Here is a 19,223-nt window from a genome sequence, read left to right as displayed (position 1 = left end):
TGCCGGTGACTGTGATCGATCACGGCCTATCCCTCGAAGAGCAGTGTGAAGCGATCTGGGACGCCACTCGAGCTCAAGAGCTACGCGAGCAGAACGAGAGGCAAATCCCGCCGGTAGCGCTGTTGTGGGACGGGGAGATGAACCTGCAGCATCTGGTGCAGGCAGAGTACGGCGGAACGTTCGATCGCATTGACGGGGACACGGGGCCCGGACAGCTGGAACATCCGCTCGATCATCCAGTGGGGCAGTGGCTCTGGGATGAGTGGGGCCGCATACAGCGCGGCGAAAAGCGGAACGTCAACATCACCGTCGAGTATGCAGACTCCAGGTGGGCGGGACTGCTCGATTATGTTGAACTCGACAAGCGTGACAACGGTGATCAAGTTGTTGTCGCGACGTTCCTGAGCGATGAGGAGCGGGTCAAGTGGTACACCGTCTGGAGTAACAGTTTCTTCGGCGAGCACTTCCAATTCCCCCGCGTGTTCATCCTTCCTGGCCCTATTCCGTGGGTGCTATCCACGACTCTGGATCTTCAGTGTCAGCGTGAACGCAATTCGTCATGGGCGATGCCGGACGATCCGATGGATCCGGCGAACCGCACGAACCTTGATCAGTCGACCTGGTCGATAGTCGTCAAGCCGATCAAGTTCATGGACTCGATGAATTCTGGTGCCCTGTGGGGGATTGCGGCATCGAGGTTCAAGAACTTTCACGACATCGCGAAGACGATGATGCAGGACGGCGAGATCACCATGGTGACGCGTCGGTACTTGCATGGCGATCCTCCTCCGTGGCCAGGCGCGAATCTGCGTCACGGGACTGTGGTGGTGTCATTCGAGGATCGTTCGGGTCGTTTTACCGGCACTTCGCAGGGCGGCAACCGATTCGACGGACTTCGCATGACTGCGGAGAAGTTCATCGGCGACTTCATTGACAGCACTACGCAACTGTTGACGGACACGACGATCCCGGCCGCGTACTACGTACCGGGCAACAAGCGCACCGACAAGTCGCTTCCGGTTGCGGTCTGGCGTGACGGCGAAGAAACCGGCCTCGACATGTACCGGTTCCGCAAGACCGGATCGAAGGGCATTCAGATCGTCACCGGCGGTAGCTCGATGCCCGGCGTTGACGAGACTATCGGGGCGACAATCCAGATGCTCGGCGACCTCACCGCGATGATTCCAGGTGTGCCGCCAATGGGTGGCGTCGCTGACACCATCCTGAAACCGTTCTATATCGGAACCGTGCTCGCCTGGATGGTCGCGAGATCCGCTGCGCGCGCCAACAATCAGGGTTGGACACGGTACTTCGAGTTCTTCCAAGACGGCGCCGGCAAGGCCTACACAATCTCGTCACTGATGGTGCTCCGCGCCGGCTTATTTGCGACGCGCTCGTACGAGTCCATCGAGTTCGGCGCTCGAGACGCGGCACCGTTCTTAGTCGGCGAGAACGGCCATGTCTGGATCGGAGACCGTGCGGGATTCACGATGCAGAACGACAAGACGGGTCGCATCTATATCGACCGCGTATCCAAGGTCGGATTGTCCTGGTCTCGGGAGCAAGCCGTCGCCCGCACAGTGACCATCGGCGACAGTCGCGCACTGGAAGATCCGGTTCAGCAGGCTTGGGACCGCATCGAATCATTTGCCAGTTCACTGCAACAGCTTGGAGTGTGATTGTGGAGAGTTTGGAAGATGTTCCGGTTGATGAGATCCCGGCTGTGGATCCCGGCGGCACGTTCCGCGGAAAGAACTTCAACCAGTGGTCGAAATGGGAAGGCGAAGGTCTCCCACTGCGGGAGAACTGCGACCTTCGCAATCCTCGCCAGGCATTCCTGTGGATGTTCACCGCGATGCCCGGTGTTGTCGGAGCCCCGTTGATGCTCGGAACTGAGTACTGGGAACTGCAGTCGTTTCGCATGTGGATTCTTGGCGCCCGGCCGTCCGCGAAAGCGTCCCTGAAATACCAGCCGCCGACAAACGCGGTGGCGGACAGGTGGACTGCCCAGGGCGCATGGGTACCGTTGGATACTCCCGATCCTCCGCGGAACTCGTGGGAGGAGATCGTCGCGCAACTCCCGCAGCCCGATCGCGCTGAGCTGCGCGGAGTGGTGCTGAACAAACTCGGCATCGAGGATGTAGCTGCTCCGTCAGCGCCGACCGGACATCTACGGATCGACGAATTGTCGAAGCGACTCGACGTCGACGTCGACGAGGTGGTCGCACTCCTCGCGAACTTCGGCATGGACGTTGCACCGGACTCATACGTCGGTCGTGAAATCGCCGACCGACTCGTAGCCCACATGGGGCTGTAGTACTCAACTTGAACAAACCCCCAAGGAGGGAAGCATGGCCGAATACAAGGCCGACCTGGACCTGCTTACCGGCAACGATTCCGGTCCACGAAACACGGCGAATCTCAAGTGGATCATCTTCCATACGACCGAGAACAGCGGCAATACGACCGCAAAGGACGTTGCGACATACCAGCTCAGCCCCGCTGCTGGTGGTTCGTACAACGTCCTGACTGACAAGTTTGGCTCGTCTGTCCGATCCAACTCCGACAACTATGTGCCGTGGGCTGCGGGCTCCAATGCCGCCAATATCGGCGGCCTGCACATCTCGGTTGTCGGGCAGGCGGCGCAGACCCGCGATGTGTGGCTACGGGACTATGACAAGGCGCTGCGTAAGTCGGCGGAGGTTGTCGCGAAGTGGTCGAAGGATTACGGCATTCCGCTCGTTCGTCGTTCGTCTGCCGACTTGAAGGCCGGCGTGAAGGGTATTGCGGGACACAACGAGTGCTCGCAGGCGTTCGGCGGTTCAGACCATTGGGACCCCGGAGCGGGGTTCCCGTACGACGTAGTTATCGGCTACGCGCAAGCAATTCTCAACGGCGGAAACCCCACCAACCCACCTGCCCCAGGAGGCAACATGTCATTCGATCAGGACACCAATGCTCAGCTGACAGGCTCGCCAGAGCTGGGGAAGTACTCGGGTTGGGATCAGCTCGGCGGGCGCACCGTTGTTGACGCGCTCGGTGCGATTGGTGCCAAGCTCGGTATTGCCGGTTTCGTCGACAAGAAGGCGGGCAAGTGATGTCGAATCCGAATCTGGACATTCTCGGAAACATTCTGCTCGACAAGGTTGCCGACCAGCCGCTAGTGAAACGGTATGCGAACACGGCAACCACCGCGGTGGGCGCGCTCGTGTCGATCGTATGGACGTTGATTAGCCTCGGCGTGCAACTGCCGGCGCAGGTCGGCCAGGGAGTCCTGGTCATCATCGCTGTCTTTACGGTTGTCGGCGTCAAACTCACCCCCAACGGAGTGACGGAGAAGCAGGTCGAAGAGATCGAAGACTACGTCGGCCAGCATCGATCCGAGAGCTAGCGCGTGCCGGCGGGATTCGCCCCCGAAAACCTCTCCAGCCCCTGGATTCTGGTCGGTCTCGTCTTCTGCCTCGTCATGTTCGGCGCCCTCGTTCCTCGCTGGATCCACAAGGCGATCGTCAACGACAAGAACAAAGAGATCGAAGCGTGGAAGTCGACGGCCGGGAAACTGGTCGAACAGAACTCTGATCTCATCGGCCATTCCACCACTGCACTTCATATCGGTGACGAGATCAAGCGTCTCGCCGAGAGGGGCGGTACCGGATGACGTGGTGGTGGAAGCAGAGGCGAGATGCGCAGCGAGGCAGGGAAGAGGCTGAGCAGGTTCTCGAGGAAGTGAAGAGTCGCGATCCGTTTATTGCGGAGCTGGGGCGCAAACACCGTCTCATGGTGCAGATCAACGGATTCGGTGACGACGTCGAGATAGCCATGGGCAGAAAGAAGAGGCACGCATGAAGTTCATCATGGTGCTGGCCACGTTGGCTGGACTGGTGATTGTCGGGTTGTTCAATCCGGAGACCGAGGCTCGGGTTCTTCTGACGTCAATGACGGTCCTGGCGTGGTGTTTCGTGGTCTTGTACGTGACACGCTCTCCGTGGCGGGCAACGCAGGGCGGTCGGGCGCTGCTGTACACATCGGCAGCGATTGCACTTCTTGGTACGCAGCTGATTTCGGTGTGGTGGTTCGGGGATTACCGTTTCCGGGCCGAGATCCGAAGTGTGGTGGTGATTCTCCTGATCTTGACGTTGCTGTACCGGATCCTTGTGCTGTTCCGAATTCAACAGAACGCCCGCCGAGAGGCGCTCTTGGACTCTGGTCGGGAGGTGTAGTCGATGACCGCTCCCGATGGTTCCACCCCACAAGGGTCCCTTGCGCGGGGACTCTTCCGCGCACGGCAGCTGCAGACCGAAGCGCAAGCGAAAGCTGAGATGACGAACGGCGCCATCGGCGCCGGCGGCACGTGGACGGATGCGCAGAACAAGTTTAAGACGAATGGTGTTCCGTTGTCGCAGCAGTTGGAGATCATCAACGATCACACGCAGCAGATTACGGAATTGCGGGCGGAGTTTGAGCAGACCACTATTTGGGGCACTGCACGAACTTTCACTGGCAACACTACCTATTACGCATCTCCTGGCACTGTGCGTGTCGAGGTAGTGATGGTGGGCGCTGGTGGCGGCGGCGCTATGGGTAAGTGGTTTCTCGCCAACTCATCCAGCAGCGCAGGTGCGGGTGGCGGCGGTGGTGAAAACCATTTCACGATTCCAGGCTCCCTGCTTTTCGACTCGAATGGCGATGCGCTTCCAATCTCGATTGTGATCGGCGCAGGCGGCCAGGGCGGTCAGGTGACCGAGAATCCTGGCACTGGTGGCGGCAATACTGTCATCAAGGACATCACCGCTGGCGGTGGAGTTGGCGGACTTTACAACACTGGCATGTATTCAGGTGGGGCTGGCGGATCAGGCATGATCCATGGAGGCCGGGGCGGAACGGGCTACTACGTGGCGAGCGATGTCTCCTACAACCCAACTGCTGGCGGCACTAGCGTTTCCCCGTACGACATGCACGGTGGCGGCGGCGGTGGCGGCGGTGGCGGTGGTGGTCTCGGCAGTGGCGCCGACCTCGGGCAAGGTGGTGGCGATGGCGGTGTGGCATCAGGTGGCACTAATGCGCACTGGAATGGGTATGAACCATCCGCGCTGCTCACCACGGGCGGTGGCGGCGGTAGGGGTGCGAACGTCAACAGTGGCGGCAATGCTGGACACGGCGCAGTACCCGGTGGCGGCGGTGGAGGCGGTGGCGGTGCGAACTCTGCTTCGGGCCTAGCCAAGGGCGGCAATGGCGGTCAAGGCATTGTGTGGATGATTGAGCGTCGAGCATGAAACGGCCTCTCGCGACAACATATACGGCGAGCGGAACCCACACATGGCATGCCGATACAACGATGTTCGATGTTGTTATTCACGGTGCGGGCGGTGGAGGCGGGTCGGGGGTCTCACACACGAGCGCAGGCAGTCGGATCCCTGGACCAGGTGGCGGCGGTGGTGGCGTTTTGTTTCTAGTGGAGAAAAGGTTGAGAGACTTGCCTGCGTCGATTGAGGTTGTCATCGGCTCGGGCGGGGCGGGCGGGGCGACTGCGGGCAGCGCTAACGGATCCTTCAATCCTGGCAGTTCAGGTGGGGAGACGCGCCTGGGGACGATTGCCACTCTTGCTGGCGGTACGGGCGGAGGCATCTTCGGTGCGACTGTCGGCGGCGCGGGTGCGGTCACGTTGGCTGCACGCGGCGGTGCAGGCGGGGCCTCAGGCAGTCCCGGCGAGTCTGTGAACTCTGCACCGATCCAGCATCTTTCGGGTGGTGGCGGCGGAGGCTCCGGTAGCGCTTCGGGTGGTGCGTCGGGTTGGAATAATCCGTCTACTGGGGCAGGTAATGCGGGCCGCAATGCCACAGGGGTTTCCACCTGGGGTGCCTACGTTGCCACAGGCTCCGGGGGTGGCGGCGGAATCTTGTCCAGCCCCACAGGCAAAGCGGGCGGATACCCGTCAGGCGGCGGAGGCGGTGGATATCAAACCGCTATCGGCTCAGCAGGTGGCCCCGGCGCGAACGGGCGCATCGTAATTATTGAATATCTGGAGGAATGATGGCGACAGCAACTCCGGTCATGGATTGCAGTTGGTTCACCGGCCCGGCAAGGCTTTTCAGGATTGATCCGCCGTTGCGTGATCCGTCGAGTGGTCAGATTGCTGGGCATCTGATTGTGTGCCACACGCTATTGGGTGGGCCTCGCATTGAGGTGTATCCGGGCAGGGAGTCTGGTGCGGCGCATTCGATGCAGCCGTTGCCGGGGTCGTGCATTTTGCAGCATGGCGTGAGCATTGACGATGCGTGTGTGTGGGCTCTGCAGACGGCTGGCGGCTATGAGATCGTCGAGCCCGATCCGGTGGTTGACGAAGTTCCTGCCGAGGTCGATGAGCTGACAGTCATCGAAGCCGACGAAGCGAAGCCGATCCGAGTCCATACCCTCGCGAAAGAGCTCGACACCACGTCCGCTGACCTCCTCGAGACGTTGGCTGACCACGGTCGCGACATCTCCAGCGCATCCGCAAACGTCGACGCCGAGACCGCGGATATCATGCGCGAACTCTACGAAAAGGGGGAGTAATGGCGGGCTGGAAACCAATCCTCGAAGTCATCGAACTCACCAAAGGGTACGACTGGATATTCTCCAGAGATCGCGATGAAGGGCCGATCCCCGCAGGGACGGTCATCGAAATCATCTGGGCAACAGGGCAAGTGTGGCCTGCATCGATCTCGGGTGCTACCGCGTCATGGCGGGTCGAATCCGGTGTCGCCGATCTAATTGCCGACAACACCGAGTACACCACTGCCGTCCGGTATCCGAACGGCAACACATCCACTACTGACGATTACCCCTGGAAGATCGGGCGTTGCCGTCGAAACCAAATCAAAACGTAAGGAACGATCATGGCTCTTTCCATCGTTGCCACCGCGAATAGTGTGGCCAATCATTGGGCATCACTGGGTGCAAGCTATTCGCTGCACACGGGACATCCCGGCGCAGCTGGTACGGCAAACGAGGCAACCGGCGGAGGGTATGCCCGTCAGGCGACAACTTGGGGGAGTGCAGCACTCGGTGTTGTGACCGGCTCGCAGATGGTATTTCCTGTCGCGGCAGGCTCGTACACGTACATGTGCCGTTGGTCTGGCAGCACTCTGCTCGATGTCATCGACACTACTGATGTGACGGTGAGCCCGGCGGGCGAGGCGAAGGTGACGCCGAAATACACCGCGCCGTACTCACTCCCGGCGTAGTCGTGAGTTTCCCGGCCCCGGACGTCGGGGTGGCCCGCTTCCCAGGGCCGGGTGTTGGTATTGCGCGATTCCCTGGACCCGACGCCGCGGTGGAGACGTTTCCGCCGGCGCCGATTCCGGTGGTGTTCGTCGTCGCGGAAGTCGTCTCGGATATGACTGCGACTGCGGCTGTCTCGGAGATTCCATGGCGCACTGTCGAAATCGTGGATGGGTCGATTGTTAACGGCATGGCTTTGGCGTCCGTTGCCATTGAATCGTCCGTGACCTCTGATACGACAGCCGATGTCACTGTCATTCGTGATGTCATCGATGCGCCGGTGATGGGTGAGTCCACAGCTTCGGTGGTGATCAGCCCGGCGGCGATGGTGAACGCGGCTATTTCTGATGGAGGGTCGGCCGCTACTGTCACGCAGATTTCTGCTGTTGTGATTGCCGAAGTGGACACGGTCATGGATGCCACTGCCTCGGTTGCGATTCAGGGGTACGGCACCGTCGAGGTTGCCGATACAGGAACTGTGAGCGGCGTGACAATTCCGTCGACGACTGTTATTGCCGGGGCGATCGACGAGGGAACGGCCAGCGCCGATGTCACTTCATACACGCCAGCAGGCATGTTGAAGTCCGGTTCGACAACAACTGCGTCTTCGGGAACGTTGAAGCAGGTCACCGGCATGGTGGCAGACCCCGCATACCCTGGATCGAGTGTGTCACTCAACGCGCTGAGTATTGGTCAAGCCAGAGTTGATGCAACGATTGCCATGTCGGTGAATTGCACGAACGCTTTCAATACAACGGTCACTGTTGCCGCATACAAGAACGGTGCTTTGTTGGGTACTGCTCTGACGCGCACGGGAAGTTCAGGCACGTTCACTGTGTCGGGGACGACTACGGGCACAGTCGCATCGGGCGATCTCATTTCGTTGATGGTGTCGGCCGCAAATGGCACGACAACGATCAATGTTGCTGACACCTATCTGCGTGTCACCTAAATTTTGTTCTTAGGAGCTTCCCATTACTGCTTCCATTCCGACCGGCGTTGACCGGCGAGAAGTCATCTGGCCCAACGAGAAACTGATCCTCACATCCGAGAATGGCACGGCGACGTCAGTACCGCAGGCCGGAAAGGTGACGATCACGCCGGCGGCCGGTCAGGTCGTGGTGAATAGTGTGTCGCCTGCCCTGACGCTTTCGACGCGCGCGGACGCCGTGAATCTCGACTCCACTGGCATGATGCGCGCCTACTTGGTGTGCACGGACGATCCGGATATCGAGCCGCACAACTCGTGGACATACCAGTTCCGCGGCGACTGGGCCGGGGCGCCGACCGTGACGTGCCCTGTGCCGATGGTCGACGTCGATCCCGAGACCGGACTGATGCCGCCACTCAACCTGTCGACCGTGGTTTCCCGGGCTTCGGTCTCCGGCGTCCTGATCACGAAGGGCGCTCCCGGTGCTCCTGGTGCCGGGATTGCGGCGATTGATCCTGACGGCACGGTCCACCTAACAGACGGCTCGACTGTGTCGTGGGAACTTCCACCCGCGATCGCGGATGATGCTGCAGTTGCTGAACTGGTGGTCTCTGAGACCGAGACGGCAGCAGCTGTGACGTCCCGTATCCGGGAGGTCGGAGACGGCACTTATGCCCCGGCAGTTATCCCGAATCTGGTCGATTCTGACGCCCTGATGGTGAGCCCGAAGGTGTTGGCCATCTCGAAGCTGAAGACCTCGTTTGACGGAATCAAAGTCGCAGCGTCGGCGGGTAACTTCACGCCGATCTGGTCGGACAAGGACTTCATCTACGTCATTCAGCCGGTAACGGTGGGAGGCTCGGAGATCACACAGGCCGCCCGCCTAAGCAAAGTCACCGGCGAGGCGGTGGAGATCACGTCCGTGCCTGCGTCACAACATGACTACTCGCTCGGTCACCGTAATGGCTCGATCTGCGTTGATCGCAATGGGTACGTCATCCAACATGGTCAGTCGCATAATGCGTCGTGGGCTGGGCGTGTGTCGAATGCCCCACAAACACTGAGCCCACGGTCGATCATCCCGGCACTGACCGGTGGTGCCGCGACCTCGTACCGCCGCTTCTTCCGCAACCCCTACACGGGCGACATCTGGATGATCTTGCGTGGCGACAACTACCTTGCCCGCCTGTACAAGTGGAACGAAACGACCAAGGCCTTCGACAGTCGCGGTCCCAATCCACTATCCGCGATCGGCGCTTACGGGCATGGCATCGCGTTTGGTCCCGGCGTCATGTACTGCTGCCCCGAGTTCCGATCCAATTCCGAGACTGCACAGTCAGGGTATCCACGTCGCGATATTGGCCTCGTGAAGTGTTACGACGATGGCAACACCTGGCTGAAGATGGACGGCACTCCGATCGACGGACCGTTCTCACCCGAGAACATCACCGTCATCTACCCGCGCCGCCCCGGTGCCGATGTCCTCACTCAGGGAGCACACACTGCCGCATCCTCTGCGCTGGTCGTCGCTTCCGATGGCAGCCCGGTCGTCGTCGCAACCTGGATGAACCCGGCGCACGACTCGGAGTACATGGCCTTATATGCCAGCAAGGTTGATGAGTACACCGGGAAGATCAAACGGCAGCGCCTATTTCAGCCTGAACCCACCTGGCAGTCGGGAGTCCCACAGGCCGCGTACACCGCTGACGGGTGGATTGTGATTATCGCGGCGGAACGGCACGGAAACCATCCCTCACTGGTCGGCGAAGAGGATCAAAACCGGCCTCCAACGGCGGTGTACCTGTACACCTCACGCGACGGTGAGCGTTTCTACCGGCACGAGCTGGCTTCACGCTCAGGCCCGGACAATGTCGATGCGATGACCTCTGCATCAATTGATCCCGAGTCGATCCGGCTCGACGGGACTCTGCGGATCTTCCCTCAGTTCCTCAAGGCCCCATCGAGGTCGGAGGTCTGGACGGTCACACTTCCTGATCCGCCTCGAAATCTGCTCACCCAGGCAGCATCTGCACCGCCAATCCCGATTATTCCGCCCGATCCAGCGCCCACTCTGGAGGTGGTCACTTCCGACAGCTTCACAGGTACGGACGGGACGGTCTCCGGTCGCACGAGCGACGCGACACACGGCGGCATTGGCATGGTGTGGGCGACGAGTGCGGGGCCATCATTCGTGATCTCCGGGAACAAGTTGTCCATCCCCAACCCTGCCTCAGCGGTGCTGGGAACGTTGCCGGTGTCGATCGCCGACGGCCGAGTTTCAGCGGTCATCGAACCAGCATCCACGACAGCTCTCGCAGGAATCGTCATGCGCTGGCAGCCAGATAGCAGCGGCTACGTCGTGCGCACCCGAAGGTCCGGCACTGCCGATCTGATTGTCGAGCTGGGGGTGTTCGTTGCAGGCGCTTTCACGGTACTGGGGACGGCGGTCACTTTGGCCGGCGTGGGGTGGACAGGCAACACGCTTGCTCTCGACTGCCAAGGAACCGCGATCAAGGTGTTCGCCAACGGCTCGACCACCCCATTGATCAGTCAGGTCAACGGGGCGGTCACTGCGGCTGGTGTAGCGGGCTTCCGGTGCGGAACTGGCGCAGGTGCGGTAGCTGATGATCTGACTATCTCGCACTACGTCGCGGCCTGACTAGTTCGGCGCTATTCGTGGCAACGATTGGGCTGCTTCTCATGCTTCTCTGCACGTCGCAGTTCGGCGGCTGATTCCTCAAGGTCGGTGTGGCTGATTGCACGACCGATCCAGAAGCCAGCAAACGTGCCTACGACGATCCAGGCCGCGACAATTCCGACAATCCACCACATAGCTGAAAGTGTGCCATGGGATTGTCGGGAATGGGGACGTTGGTCCCTCCTGGGTGGAAGGTTCACCCCTGAATTCACCCGCCCAGACGTAGCGGTTGGGCAGCTCACCGGCGCAAGCGTGTGAATGCGGCGCGCCGGTGAGCCATACGCACCGAGCCGGTCAACGGCGAGTTGGGGGAACGGTGCGTAGTTCAACGAGGCTCACCCCCGGCGAGTGACAGCCGGTAGGCAGGCCACGCGTGACGGACCCCGCGTTTGAGTATTGCCGCCACGTCAGTCTTATATCCGGTCAGATTAAATCCGAAACCTTGGCTGAATTTTCCGGTCCAACGACCCGACCCACTCTTGCTCATCTACGCATCGAACTGAACGCTTTGCGGATGCAAACCGCCTGGTGATCCGAGCGCGGGGCAACATTATCGAGCTTGCTGAGAATCCGAATTGTCTATTTATGCAGCGCGGCTAGAGTCTGTGGCATGACGAGTACAGGTCGCGCGGAAGAGCCACGATCGCATGAGCATTTCGAATGGCTCGCAGAAGTGTCGACCGAGATCGAACGGGACTATGAGCGGAGTAGACAAGAGTTCGAAGAGCGCGGAACTGCTGCGACACAGGAGGTTGGGCACCACGCCGAAACCGCCTGGGGGCGGGTGTTAGGTCAATGGCTGCCACCCAACTACTCAATCGGTTATCGGAAATACCTCTTGCTCGAAGAAGGAGATGTGAGGAAGACCCGAGAAACCGACATAGTTGTCTTCCATCCGTCCTATCCTCAGGCCCTCCGTGATCGGACGACCGTGCTCGCGTCCGGCGTGGCTGCCGCCTTCAGCACCAAACGAACGCTCGACCGTGCCGGACTTTTAGAAGCAGCTGAAGCAGCTCGACTACTACGGCGAGGAATGAAAGTTCGCTCTTCGACCCTCCGAAGCGAAGTCGTTCCGCCAGTCTTCTATGGGGTGTTGGCGCACGCGCATGCCTGGAAATCCGACGCCAAAGTAGTTGAAGACAAGATTTCAGAGATTCTGATTGATACCGATGTCGACTCAGGGCCACGGTTAGGTCTCGACCTCGTGTGTGTGGCTAACCTGAATTGCTGGGACCGCGTGACGATGACGTTTACTAAAACGATGGCACGGAACGCCAAAGCTGCAGGAATCGAGATACGGCCAGCAGTCAAGAGCGGGCTTGTTCGCTCGGCGCCTCTAGGCGATGGTTCTGATGGCGACCAGATGCCACCCATATCAGTTCTGATAGCCGCTCTCCTCGGAAAGCTGGCACTCAACGATCCATCCATTAATCCGATAGCAGACGGACTGCGCGTCACCGGAACGTCAGGGTCCGGAAGTGGCCGTTTGCTTGAGTACCCACTCCACGTCGCGCTCAGCGCTGAAGTTGCGTCGCGACTTGAGGATCGAATTGACAGTGACCACGATTGGCGGGCTTGCTACTCCTGACTCACCCAAAGTGCCACTATGCCCCGCATCTGACGCGCTTGAGCTCAGCAAGCAGACCCCAACCTCCGCGAGGCTGGGGTCTGCTTTGCATCGTCTGCGTTGAGTACAAACACGGATTAGCCTCTATCCGGCGCCGAACTGCCCCTCGTGGCCAGTCCTCACAGATCCACGGCTGAATCGCTTTCGAGCCTATTTAGGACTCTGTGCAAATAAGTGGCAAAAGTCCTGATCTCGACATTGGCTGCGACTTCCGGTGTCCAGATGGGACTCAATCGTCGTGAACCTATAGGGGAAGACTGGAGATCGGATGCCCTAGTACAGGGAAAGGCTCAACCCCGGCTGCCCCCAGTTGAAGCCGGCCTAGGTGCCGGGGATTTTTCAGCGGCGAATCTAGTCAAGATGACTGAAGACTCCAGGCCATTCGCACTGGACCTACCTTAACCCTCCGGCGACTGCGGCACTGACACTAGGAAGTTCAACGGCGAAAATCTCGGATACGTCACTGCAAGGATTCGGTGTCTTATAGAGTCAGTGCACCATCTCCAAGAAGAGGATCAAAAGTGCCACGTCGTACCATGACCGTGACGAGACTGTCGTACCAAAAGAGGAATACCCGAAGCAAATGGTTGGATGTCGCCAAGCTCCCCGATAACGACGATCTACTCCACTTCTTCTATTCGTTTGCGAATTCACTTAAGGATGACGCTTTAATAGAGGATGATCACGAGCGATATAACAAAATTGAAAAATTGACGCCGTTTGGTCGAACGATCTGCATTGTTACGGCCCCTGGAAGGTTTGGCGAAGAGGGGGAGGTTAGAGACGTCAAGACTGGGACAGTTGCTTCGACATACGGAAAAGATCATGCCAATACTGTGACGACACATGCAGTTCTAGTCGTCCCCAAGAAAGGCACCGCAGCGCTCTTGTTTACAGAAAAGGCTGCTGGCGTCGGAGGAACTTCAAGGTTAGTAGACCTGTTCAAAACAGCGTTCCAAGCGAAATATAACCAATTTACATTTAGGCCTGAAACCTTGGTTGAAGGCGATCTATGGCTAAAAAATGCACAACTGGAGAAGGTGACTGCGACGCTTCATAATTACAGCTCGGATGCCGCCGACAAGAACAATCCGAAAATTGTTGGCGATCTGCAGCATTCGCTTTCCCCGCGCCAGGGCAGTAAATATCTACCGGCTGAGATTTGGAATAAGCTTAAGGCGAGGCAGTTGGACGAAGGCTCCTTACTTGGCTTTCCGAATAACGAACAACCAGACGAAGTAGTCGTTAGGGTGGGCTCAGGCGGGGTGTCGAAGTCCTTCGTGCTGGGTAAAGAAAAAAGCGCAGGGGTAAGTTATAAGCTAACCGACGCGAAAGAGGTGGCTATGAGCGAAGCGGCGATTCTGAAATACTGCTTGGAGGAGGCAGATGACATTTTCGGACGGTTGGGTGTAGATTGGGATTATACTCAGTCGGTTGGGACCTGGTCGACCGAGGAGATTAGTCGAAGATGGGGAGATAGTTCATGAGTACGAAACTGAATGTTACGGCAACGGTTTCTGATCATTTTCACACCCTTCGTCATTCAGGGAGTGACCGCCTAAATAGAGTTGACATATTCGTAATGTATGGACTCCCCTTAATATTAGGGGGAGTCCTTGTTGCTGTTAATGTTCATGTCAAGGGTGTGAGTGCGGTAATCGCGGGCGTCTCCATTCTCACCGGCCTATTATTTGCTCTCGTAATCTATGTGTTTCAGCTGAGATTGCAGGTCGCAAACGATCCAAGAGTCACGCGAGGAGGGCATCTTACTACCCTTCTCGATGAGCTATTTTCGAATGTCACCTATGCAGTCTTGGTTGGTCTGATTACAACGTTGGTGAGCGTTGTGGCTGCGACCGGCGAGGCACCAGTTTCCGATACATGGGGTGGCGGAATTAACCGGTGGTGGTCGGGAATTTTAGCAATGGTCGGTCTTCATTTGGTGTTCACGGTTCTCATGTGCTTGAAGCGCACTCGATCGGCATATGAGGAACTGACGATTTAATCTCCAATCTGCTCGCGAACTAAAAAGCGTCATAATGCCCCGCCCCGAGATTCGGGTGCGGGGCGTTTTGTGCGTTCAGGAACTAGCTCGCGCACTCTTGGGTCCAGCCAGTCGTGCCGTCCGTGAACGCGGTCGTGCCGGGCTGATAGCTAGGGCCGTCCATGCAGTACGCGACAGTCTTGCCAGATAGGGGAGCGGGCGCACCATTGGGCGCACCCGTGAAACCGATCGGGGCTTGCGGCGTAACCACTGGAACGGTCGACTCGGGAATTATGACAGCGGGTGGAGTGGTCACAGCTACAGATGCGGGGCTTTCTGTCGTGGGTGCAGAGTTCTTGCCGGTAGTGATGTTTACGACGCACTGGTCAACGGCCTTGACTCGCTCATCGCCCGCGGAAATCTTCAACGGTGCATCACTTGCTTTGGTCCAGATTGTCGTATTGCGGGCACCACCCGATGAGGAGTAAACAAGGTTGTCCTTGATGACCCACACGTCGGACCTGTTCTCCATCTTTCCGCCACTGTCTACCGTCGTCGCCCCGTAAAACGTCAATCCGCCCTCGGTGATCACAGTTCCATTTGTCAGCTCGAAACCGTCCTTCGACAGTCCTGAGCTGACGAGGAATGTCAGCTCTGCAGTCGCCGGGGCGCAGCGAGCGTCGGATGCTTGTCCGGCCGCCGTGGAGGTGTCCGCTTTCGATGAGGTGGCGAGTGGGGTGGTAGACGTTATCGGGGCGGCGGCCACCGGCCCTTTATCGCCCGAGCACGACGCCAGCAGCAGGGTGGCCGGGATCGCGATTGCGAGCAGGATTCGTTTCATCAGCAATAGATACCAGACGGTCAGATCGGAACGATCTGAAGCTTGCCAGGCTGGGGGTTTGTGTATCCAGCCCGGCAAGCCGAAGTGGCCCACCGGAAAGGTCGGGGGGAACATTCCGGGGAGCCAATACCCATATCGCCCAAAGCGGTTGAACCGTAAACCGTTCGTGGCACAGTTCACACGACCCTGCCTGAGATACTCGTCGCCATGGCATTCGAACCCGACCCAGACGAGGGTCAACCCGGCACCGTCCTACTCCCAGACGGCTCGTGGGCGTACCGATGGAAAGACGCACCCGACGCCGAACTCATCATCATGAAGAAGCCCGAGGCGATCTACACGCCGCCGCCGGCGAAAGACTGACATACGAGTGGCCCCATCCTCATCGCGAGGGTGGGGCCATTTTTGCGTTGAGGGAACCAGGGGAAGTGCAAGCCGCGTCCAATCGGTATGGACGCCACCTACGAAGAGATCGATACGTGCGCGGTACTCGGCTGCACTTTGGATGAACTACGGGAATCCCGCGCCGATCATGATGCGTGGTGGCCCGTCCGGAATACACCCGAGGTATGGCAGGCGACGTGGCCTGGCAGGCAGATGCCTTACGTGATTTGCGGGGGCCGGCTGGTCTTCCCTTACCCTCCGGACCCCGCGTGACCGACGATAGCAGAGTTCGAACGTGTGTGCGAAACCTTGGGTATGTCCGTCGAAGCTGCACCCGATCGCTGCCCTAACGGGCACAGGTTCGAAGCCAACACCTGCCTCGTCGGCTGGGAAGTCTGCGGCTGCGTAACGGCCGAGAACGGTGGACATCGGACGCACTACTGCAAGGCCTGTGATGAGACTGTGCGGACGCCGCCCTGCGCCGGCGCAATGCCGCAGGCCGATCGGTGGGCCAAGCGGGCATCAGAAATTCCGCCTTGCGATTAGCCGTAATTCGGCTTGACGAGCTCGCCACCCAGCTTCGCCTGAAGATTCACACAGGTCTCGGACGTGGTCGTGTCGCCGCAGTTGATCATCCACTTGGATCCAACAAGAAGTCCGTACTCCATACGTACCGGCTCGTTTATATCTGCGAAGTTCTGAACGTTCGCCGCCTGGTCTTCAGTGGACTCAAAGATAGACAGAATCACTTCGTGGCCATCGAGAGTGCAAGTTGCAGACTCTCTGGCGTACGTTGCAACGTCGTTGATTGAGAAGTCCACGCAGGGCTCGCCTGCTGCTCTGAGGTCGCTGGCCATCCCCACCGTTTGGTCATATTCCTGATCTCCCGACCGCGCTTCAAACTCATTATTCGGCGCTTCCGAGCAGCCGCCGATGGCGATGGCGAAGCCAAGGGCCGCAGCCGCGGTAAGGATCATCTTCATGTCCAGATCAAACCAGACGGACGTGATATATCGTCAGGCGAGCCTTTTGCTATCCACAGAAGTCCTGAATCGCGGCAACTCCCGCAGCGCTTCCATCCGAGTAGTAGAACACGATTCCCTGTTTCTGCTTGATGGATTGGTCGTCCGATAGAACGCATTCGCGTGTTAGGTCGAGATCGATAAATTCTTCCTGAGTCAACGGCTTCCCTGCCGCGCAGATTCCGAGATTGCTGGCGCTACCTGACTGACCGTATAGATATTGGACGTAGTAGGTCGCACCTGAGTAGTGGGTGAAACTGCAGAAGTGAGCGGGCATCGCTCCCGCCGCCTTCGCTGTCGTTGCAGACGCCGGAGCTTGTGTCGCCAGGGGCGCTTGAGTCGAGGTCTTACTGGTTGTCGTGACGGCGACAGTTGAGGATGAGGCAAGTTCAGCAGACTTTGTGTCCGAGCTTGAACATGATGTCAGTAGTAGAGCGGCCGGAATAGCCAAAGCCGCGAAGGTTCGTTTCATTCACAGATCAAACCAGACGTACGGTATAAGTGTGCTGGTAGGGGAATTTTCGCATTGATACCTGTATCAACACTTAGCTTCGACCATCTGGCCGTTGCCGATCACCATGGCAACGTGGCCGTCCCAGACTGCGAGGTCGCCCGGCAGAAGTTCGGACTGATCGACGGGGCTGCCGATGCCTTGTTCCTGGGCAAGGCGCGGAATATCGACGCCCGCTTGTCCGTAGGCCCATTGCGTCAAACCACTGCAGTCGAGGCCAACTCCAGGTGAGGTGCCGCCCCACTCGTATGGCACTCCTTGCTGGGTGAGTGCGTTGCGCACCGCTGCAGCGGCTTCGGCGTTGGGGGCAGTCGCAACAGAACCGTCTGGCAGGTCGATCTGCAATCCTGCCGCACTGCCGGTACTACCAGCACTGCCGGTACTGGCAGCAGAACCGGTTCCCGATTCCGGGTTGGTGACCCCGGGCGCGGGATCCGGCAGCGGGACTGACGGCACCAGAGCGGACATCTTGTCGGTGGACCCGGAGAGATCGCCGCGCATTCTCTCGACGACGGATATTGCCTGCCCAAGATGGTCGAATGCAGCTGCAACGAGCATCAATTGGCCCGGCGGCGTCAGTAGGGCCGGACCGGCTTTGGCAGCGATCCCGAGAAACGACTGCAAGATGCCGTTCAGTTCGTTGATCCCGGCGGACACCGTCATGGTGGCCTCGTCGACAATTCCGGCGATGTCGGTGCCTTTATCGGTGAGTGTTCGAGTTGCCGCTTGGGTCTGTTCGGTCATTGTTGTCGCGGCGCTCATGCCCGCGGTGGATGTTCCGCCGCCGGACAGTTCCCCCAGTGCAGCGGTACCCAGTTGGTAGGCGATCTCCAGTACGTCCGACGCGATGCGGAGTCCGACTTCGGGTCCGTTCGAGTCGGTGACGCCAGAACCAAGGGTTGCCACCAGGTCGATGATCGGCCGGGCAAGGACCTCGACGGGGATCATGTCCGCGCCGCTTCGACGATGGTGCTGCGAACCAACTCGTCTGTGCCCACGTACAGGTCGCGGACGCTGTGTGTGGCGGCTGCGGCACTGGACACAACGGTGGCAAGACGGCCGAGATCGTCGATGTGAGTCTGTTGGGCTTCGCCGGTGACTCGGACGAAGTCCTCCGCAATCAATCCCAGGACTGCGCCGAGCGCAGTGTGATCGTGACGGGCCGCGTCGGCCTGGGCGCGGGCCACGGTGTCGGCGACGACGGCCAAGCGTGAACCGAAGTCTGTGATGTCTTCTGTGTGAGCTAGAAAATTGTCCAACTTCTCTTCCCCCCGTTGCGCTTACTCCTTTCTTGGACGCCGCCCGGGGCCGCTCGGTTCCCGAGGAACTATCCTCATGGTCATGCAAACGCACGTAGTCGACCATCCGCTGGCAGCGGCACTCCTGACGACAATGCGTGATGCACGCAGCGACAATGCGACATTCCGGTCGGCTCTGCGTCGGCTCACGCACATGCTCGTGTACGAGGCAATGCGCGACGCCGAGATCGAAGAGTTCCCCGTCGACACGCCGGTGGCAGCGACAACGGGAATTCGTCTGGCCAAGCCGCCGTTGCTGGTCCCGGTGCTGCGCGCCGGTCTGGGCATGGTCGAGCAGGCCAGTGCGTTGATCCCGTCGGCTGGTGTCGGCTTTGTGGGAATGGCGCGCGACGAGAAGACCCACGCGCCCGTTCCGTACCTCGAATCGCTCCCGGCTGATCTCTCCGGAATCCCGGTATTCGTACTCGATCCGATGCTGGCAACCGGTGGATCGATGGTTCACACGATCGACCTGCTCGTTGCGCGCGGAGCAACCGACGTGACAGCGGTGTGTGTTGTCGCGGCACCGCGTGGTGTCGACGCGCTTGCGGAGTCCGGCCACCCGGTTCGCCTGGTTCTGGCGAGCATCGACGACGGCTTGGACGAGAACGCTTTCATCGTGCCGGGCCTCGGCGACGCGGGCGATCGGCAGTTCGGACCGCGCTAG

At 59.4% G+C, this 19,223-nt stretch carries 23 protein-coding genes; 18 read left to right on the top strand and 5 right to left on the bottom strand.

Annotated elements, in window-relative coordinates; translation table 11 throughout:
• The first annotated feature begins 5 nt into the window (after positions 1 to 5).
• From KYT97_RS08285 to KYT97_RS08210, 16 genes are all read left to right on the top strand, one after another.
• Positions 6 to 1,679 (top strand): Gp37-like protein, encoded by a 1,674-nt coding sequence (locus tag KYT97_RS08285; protein ID WP_219112049.1) that lies wholly within the window; start codon positions 6 to 8, stop codon positions 1,677 to 1,679.
• Positions 1,680 to 1,681: 2 nt separating this feature from the next.
• Positions 1,682 to 2,317 carry a phage gene 29 protein family protein gene (locus KYT97_RS08280; protein WP_219112048.1) on the top strand — a complete coding sequence of 212 codons (636 nt, stop codon included), beginning with the start codon at positions 1,682 to 1,684 and terminating at the stop codon, positions 2,315 to 2,317.
• A 34-nt stretch (positions 2,318 to 2,351) separates the two neighbouring features.
• Positions 2,352 to 3,098, top strand: a complete 747-nt coding sequence (locus KYT97_RS08275) for a peptidoglycan recognition protein family protein (protein WP_219112047.1) — start codon at positions 2,352 to 2,354, stop codon at positions 3,096 to 3,098.
• Positions 3,098 to 3,391 carry a hypothetical protein gene (locus KYT97_RS08270; protein ID WP_219112046.1) on the top strand — a complete coding sequence of 98 codons (294 nt, stop codon included), beginning with the start codon at positions 3,098 to 3,100 and terminating at the stop codon, positions 3,389 to 3,391. Before KYT97_RS08275 ends, KYT97_RS08270 begins: the two co-directional genes overlap by 1 nt.
• Before the next feature lie 3 nt (positions 3,392 to 3,394).
• A complete protein-coding gene (locus KYT97_RS08265) occupies positions 3,395 to 3,658 on the top strand; it encodes a hypothetical protein (RefSeq protein WP_219112045.1) in 264 nt (87 codons plus the stop codon).
• Complete coding sequence (locus KYT97_RS08260; RefSeq protein ID WP_219112044.1) at positions 3,655 to 3,846, top strand: DUF7620 family protein; 192 nt, start codon at positions 3,655 to 3,657, stop codon at positions 3,844 to 3,846. The genes KYT97_RS08265 and KYT97_RS08260 overlap by 4 nt, the downstream gene beginning before the upstream one ends.
• Positions 3,843 to 4,220 carry a putative phage holin gene (locus KYT97_RS08255; RefSeq protein ID WP_219112043.1) on the top strand — a complete coding sequence of 126 codons (378 nt, stop codon included), beginning with the start codon at positions 3,843 to 3,845 and terminating at the stop codon, positions 4,218 to 4,220. The genes KYT97_RS08260 and KYT97_RS08255 overlap by 4 nt, the downstream gene beginning before the upstream one ends.
• Positions 4,221 to 4,223: 3 nt before the next feature.
• A complete protein-coding gene (locus tag KYT97_RS08250) occupies positions 4,224 to 5,273 on the top strand; it encodes a glycine-rich domain-containing protein (protein WP_219113235.1) in 1,050 nt (349 codons plus the stop codon).
• Positions 5,270 to 6,031, top strand: coding sequence for a glycine-rich domain-containing protein (locus KYT97_RS08245; RefSeq protein WP_342393909.1), 762 nt, complete (start codon positions 5,270 to 5,272; stop codon positions 6,029 to 6,031). The genes KYT97_RS08250 and KYT97_RS08245 overlap by 4 nt, the downstream gene beginning before the upstream one ends.
• Before the next feature lie 227 nt (positions 6,032 to 6,258).
• Positions 6,259 to 6,552, top strand: a complete 294-nt coding sequence (locus tag KYT97_RS08240; RefSeq protein ID WP_219112041.1) for a translation initiation factor IF-2 N-terminal domain-containing protein — start codon at positions 6,259 to 6,261, stop codon at positions 6,550 to 6,552.
• Positions 6,552 to 6,866, top strand: coding sequence for an LtfC-like domain-containing protein (locus KYT97_RS08235; protein WP_219112040.1), 315 nt, complete (start codon positions 6,552 to 6,554; stop codon positions 6,864 to 6,866). The genes KYT97_RS08240 and KYT97_RS08235 overlap by 1 nt, the downstream gene beginning before the upstream one ends.
• A gap of 9 nt (positions 6,867 to 6,875) precedes the next feature.
• Entirely contained in the window at positions 6,876 to 7,223 is a 348-nt protein-coding gene (locus KYT97_RS08230; RefSeq protein WP_219112039.1) for a phage tail fiber protein, read from the top strand.
• Between the two features lie 2 nt (positions 7,224 to 7,225).
• Positions 7,226 to 8,212, top strand: a complete 987-nt coding sequence (locus tag KYT97_RS08225) for a hypothetical protein (protein WP_219112038.1) — start codon at positions 7,226 to 7,228, stop codon at positions 8,210 to 8,212.
• A gap of 136 nt (positions 8,213 to 8,348) precedes the next feature.
• Positions 8,349 to 10,850, top strand: a complete 2,502-nt coding sequence (locus KYT97_RS08220) for a BNR-4 repeat-containing protein (protein WP_219112037.1) — start codon at positions 8,349 to 8,351, stop codon at positions 10,848 to 10,850.
• Positions 10,851 to 11,499: 649 nt separating this feature from the next.
• Positions 11,500 to 12,477: a DUF6602 domain-containing protein gene (locus tag KYT97_RS08215; protein ID WP_219112036.1), complete on the top strand. Its 978-nt coding sequence runs from the start codon at positions 11,500 to 11,502 to the stop codon at positions 12,475 to 12,477.
• 560 nt (positions 12,478 to 13,037) lie between these two features.
• Positions 13,038 to 14,003 (top strand): hypothetical protein, encoded by a 966-nt coding sequence (locus KYT97_RS08210; protein WP_219112035.1) that lies wholly within the window; start codon positions 13,038 to 13,040, stop codon positions 14,001 to 14,003.
• Between the two features lie 600 nt (positions 14,004 to 14,603).
• Here the strand turns inward: KYT97_RS08210 and KYT97_RS30860 are convergent.
• The gene (locus KYT97_RS30860) at positions 14,604 to 15,341 is read right to left on the bottom strand and encodes a hypothetical protein (RefSeq protein ID WP_245006054.1); all 738 of its coding nucleotides are present in this window, start codon (positions 15,339 to 15,341) and stop codon (positions 14,604 to 14,606) included.
• A gap of 207 nt (positions 15,342 to 15,548) precedes the next feature.
• Here KYT97_RS30860 and KYT97_RS08200 point away from each other — a divergent pair, with 207 nt between their 5' ends.
• Positions 15,549 to 15,704: a hypothetical protein gene (locus tag KYT97_RS08200; protein WP_219112034.1), complete on the top strand. Its 156-nt coding sequence runs from the start codon at positions 15,549 to 15,551 to the stop codon at positions 15,702 to 15,704.
• A gap of 563 nt (positions 15,705 to 16,267) precedes the next feature.
• Here KYT97_RS08200 and KYT97_RS08195 read toward each other — a convergent pair.
• From KYT97_RS08195 to KYT97_RS08180, 4 genes are all read right to left on the bottom strand, one after another.
• Entirely contained in the window at positions 16,268 to 16,708 is a 441-nt protein-coding gene (locus KYT97_RS08195) for a hypothetical protein (protein ID WP_219112033.1), read from the bottom strand.
• A gap of 49 nt (positions 16,709 to 16,757) precedes the next feature.
• Positions 16,758 to 17,024 carry a hypothetical protein gene (locus tag KYT97_RS08190; RefSeq protein WP_219112032.1) on the bottom strand — a complete coding sequence of 89 codons (267 nt, stop codon included), beginning with the start codon at positions 17,022 to 17,024 and terminating at the stop codon, positions 16,758 to 16,760.
• A 261-nt stretch (positions 17,025 to 17,285) separates the two neighbouring features.
• Positions 17,286 to 18,206, bottom strand: coding sequence for a C40 family peptidase (locus tag KYT97_RS08185; RefSeq protein WP_219112031.1), 921 nt, complete (start codon positions 18,204 to 18,206; stop codon positions 17,286 to 17,288).
• A complete protein-coding gene (locus tag KYT97_RS08180; RefSeq protein ID WP_219112030.1) occupies positions 18,203 to 18,517 on the bottom strand; it encodes a hypothetical protein in 315 nt (104 codons plus the stop codon). The genes KYT97_RS08185 and KYT97_RS08180 overlap by 4 nt, the downstream gene beginning before the upstream one ends.
• Positions 18,518 to 18,599: 82 nt before the next feature.
• Here KYT97_RS08180 and upp point away from each other — a divergent pair, with 82 nt between their 5' ends.
• Positions 18,600 to 19,223: a uracil phosphoribosyltransferase gene (gene upp / locus KYT97_RS08175; RefSeq protein ID WP_033231521.1), complete on the top strand. Its 624-nt coding sequence runs from the start codon at positions 18,600 to 18,602 to the stop codon at positions 19,221 to 19,223.

It is taken from the genome of Rhodococcus globerulus, assembly GCF_019334125.1.
Lineage (GTDB): Bacteria > Actinomycetota > Actinomycetes > Mycobacteriales > Mycobacteriaceae > Rhodococcus_F > Rhodococcus_F globerula.
Note: the sequence above shows the minus strand (reverse complement) of the source record. Positions and strands in the feature narration are given on the sequence as shown.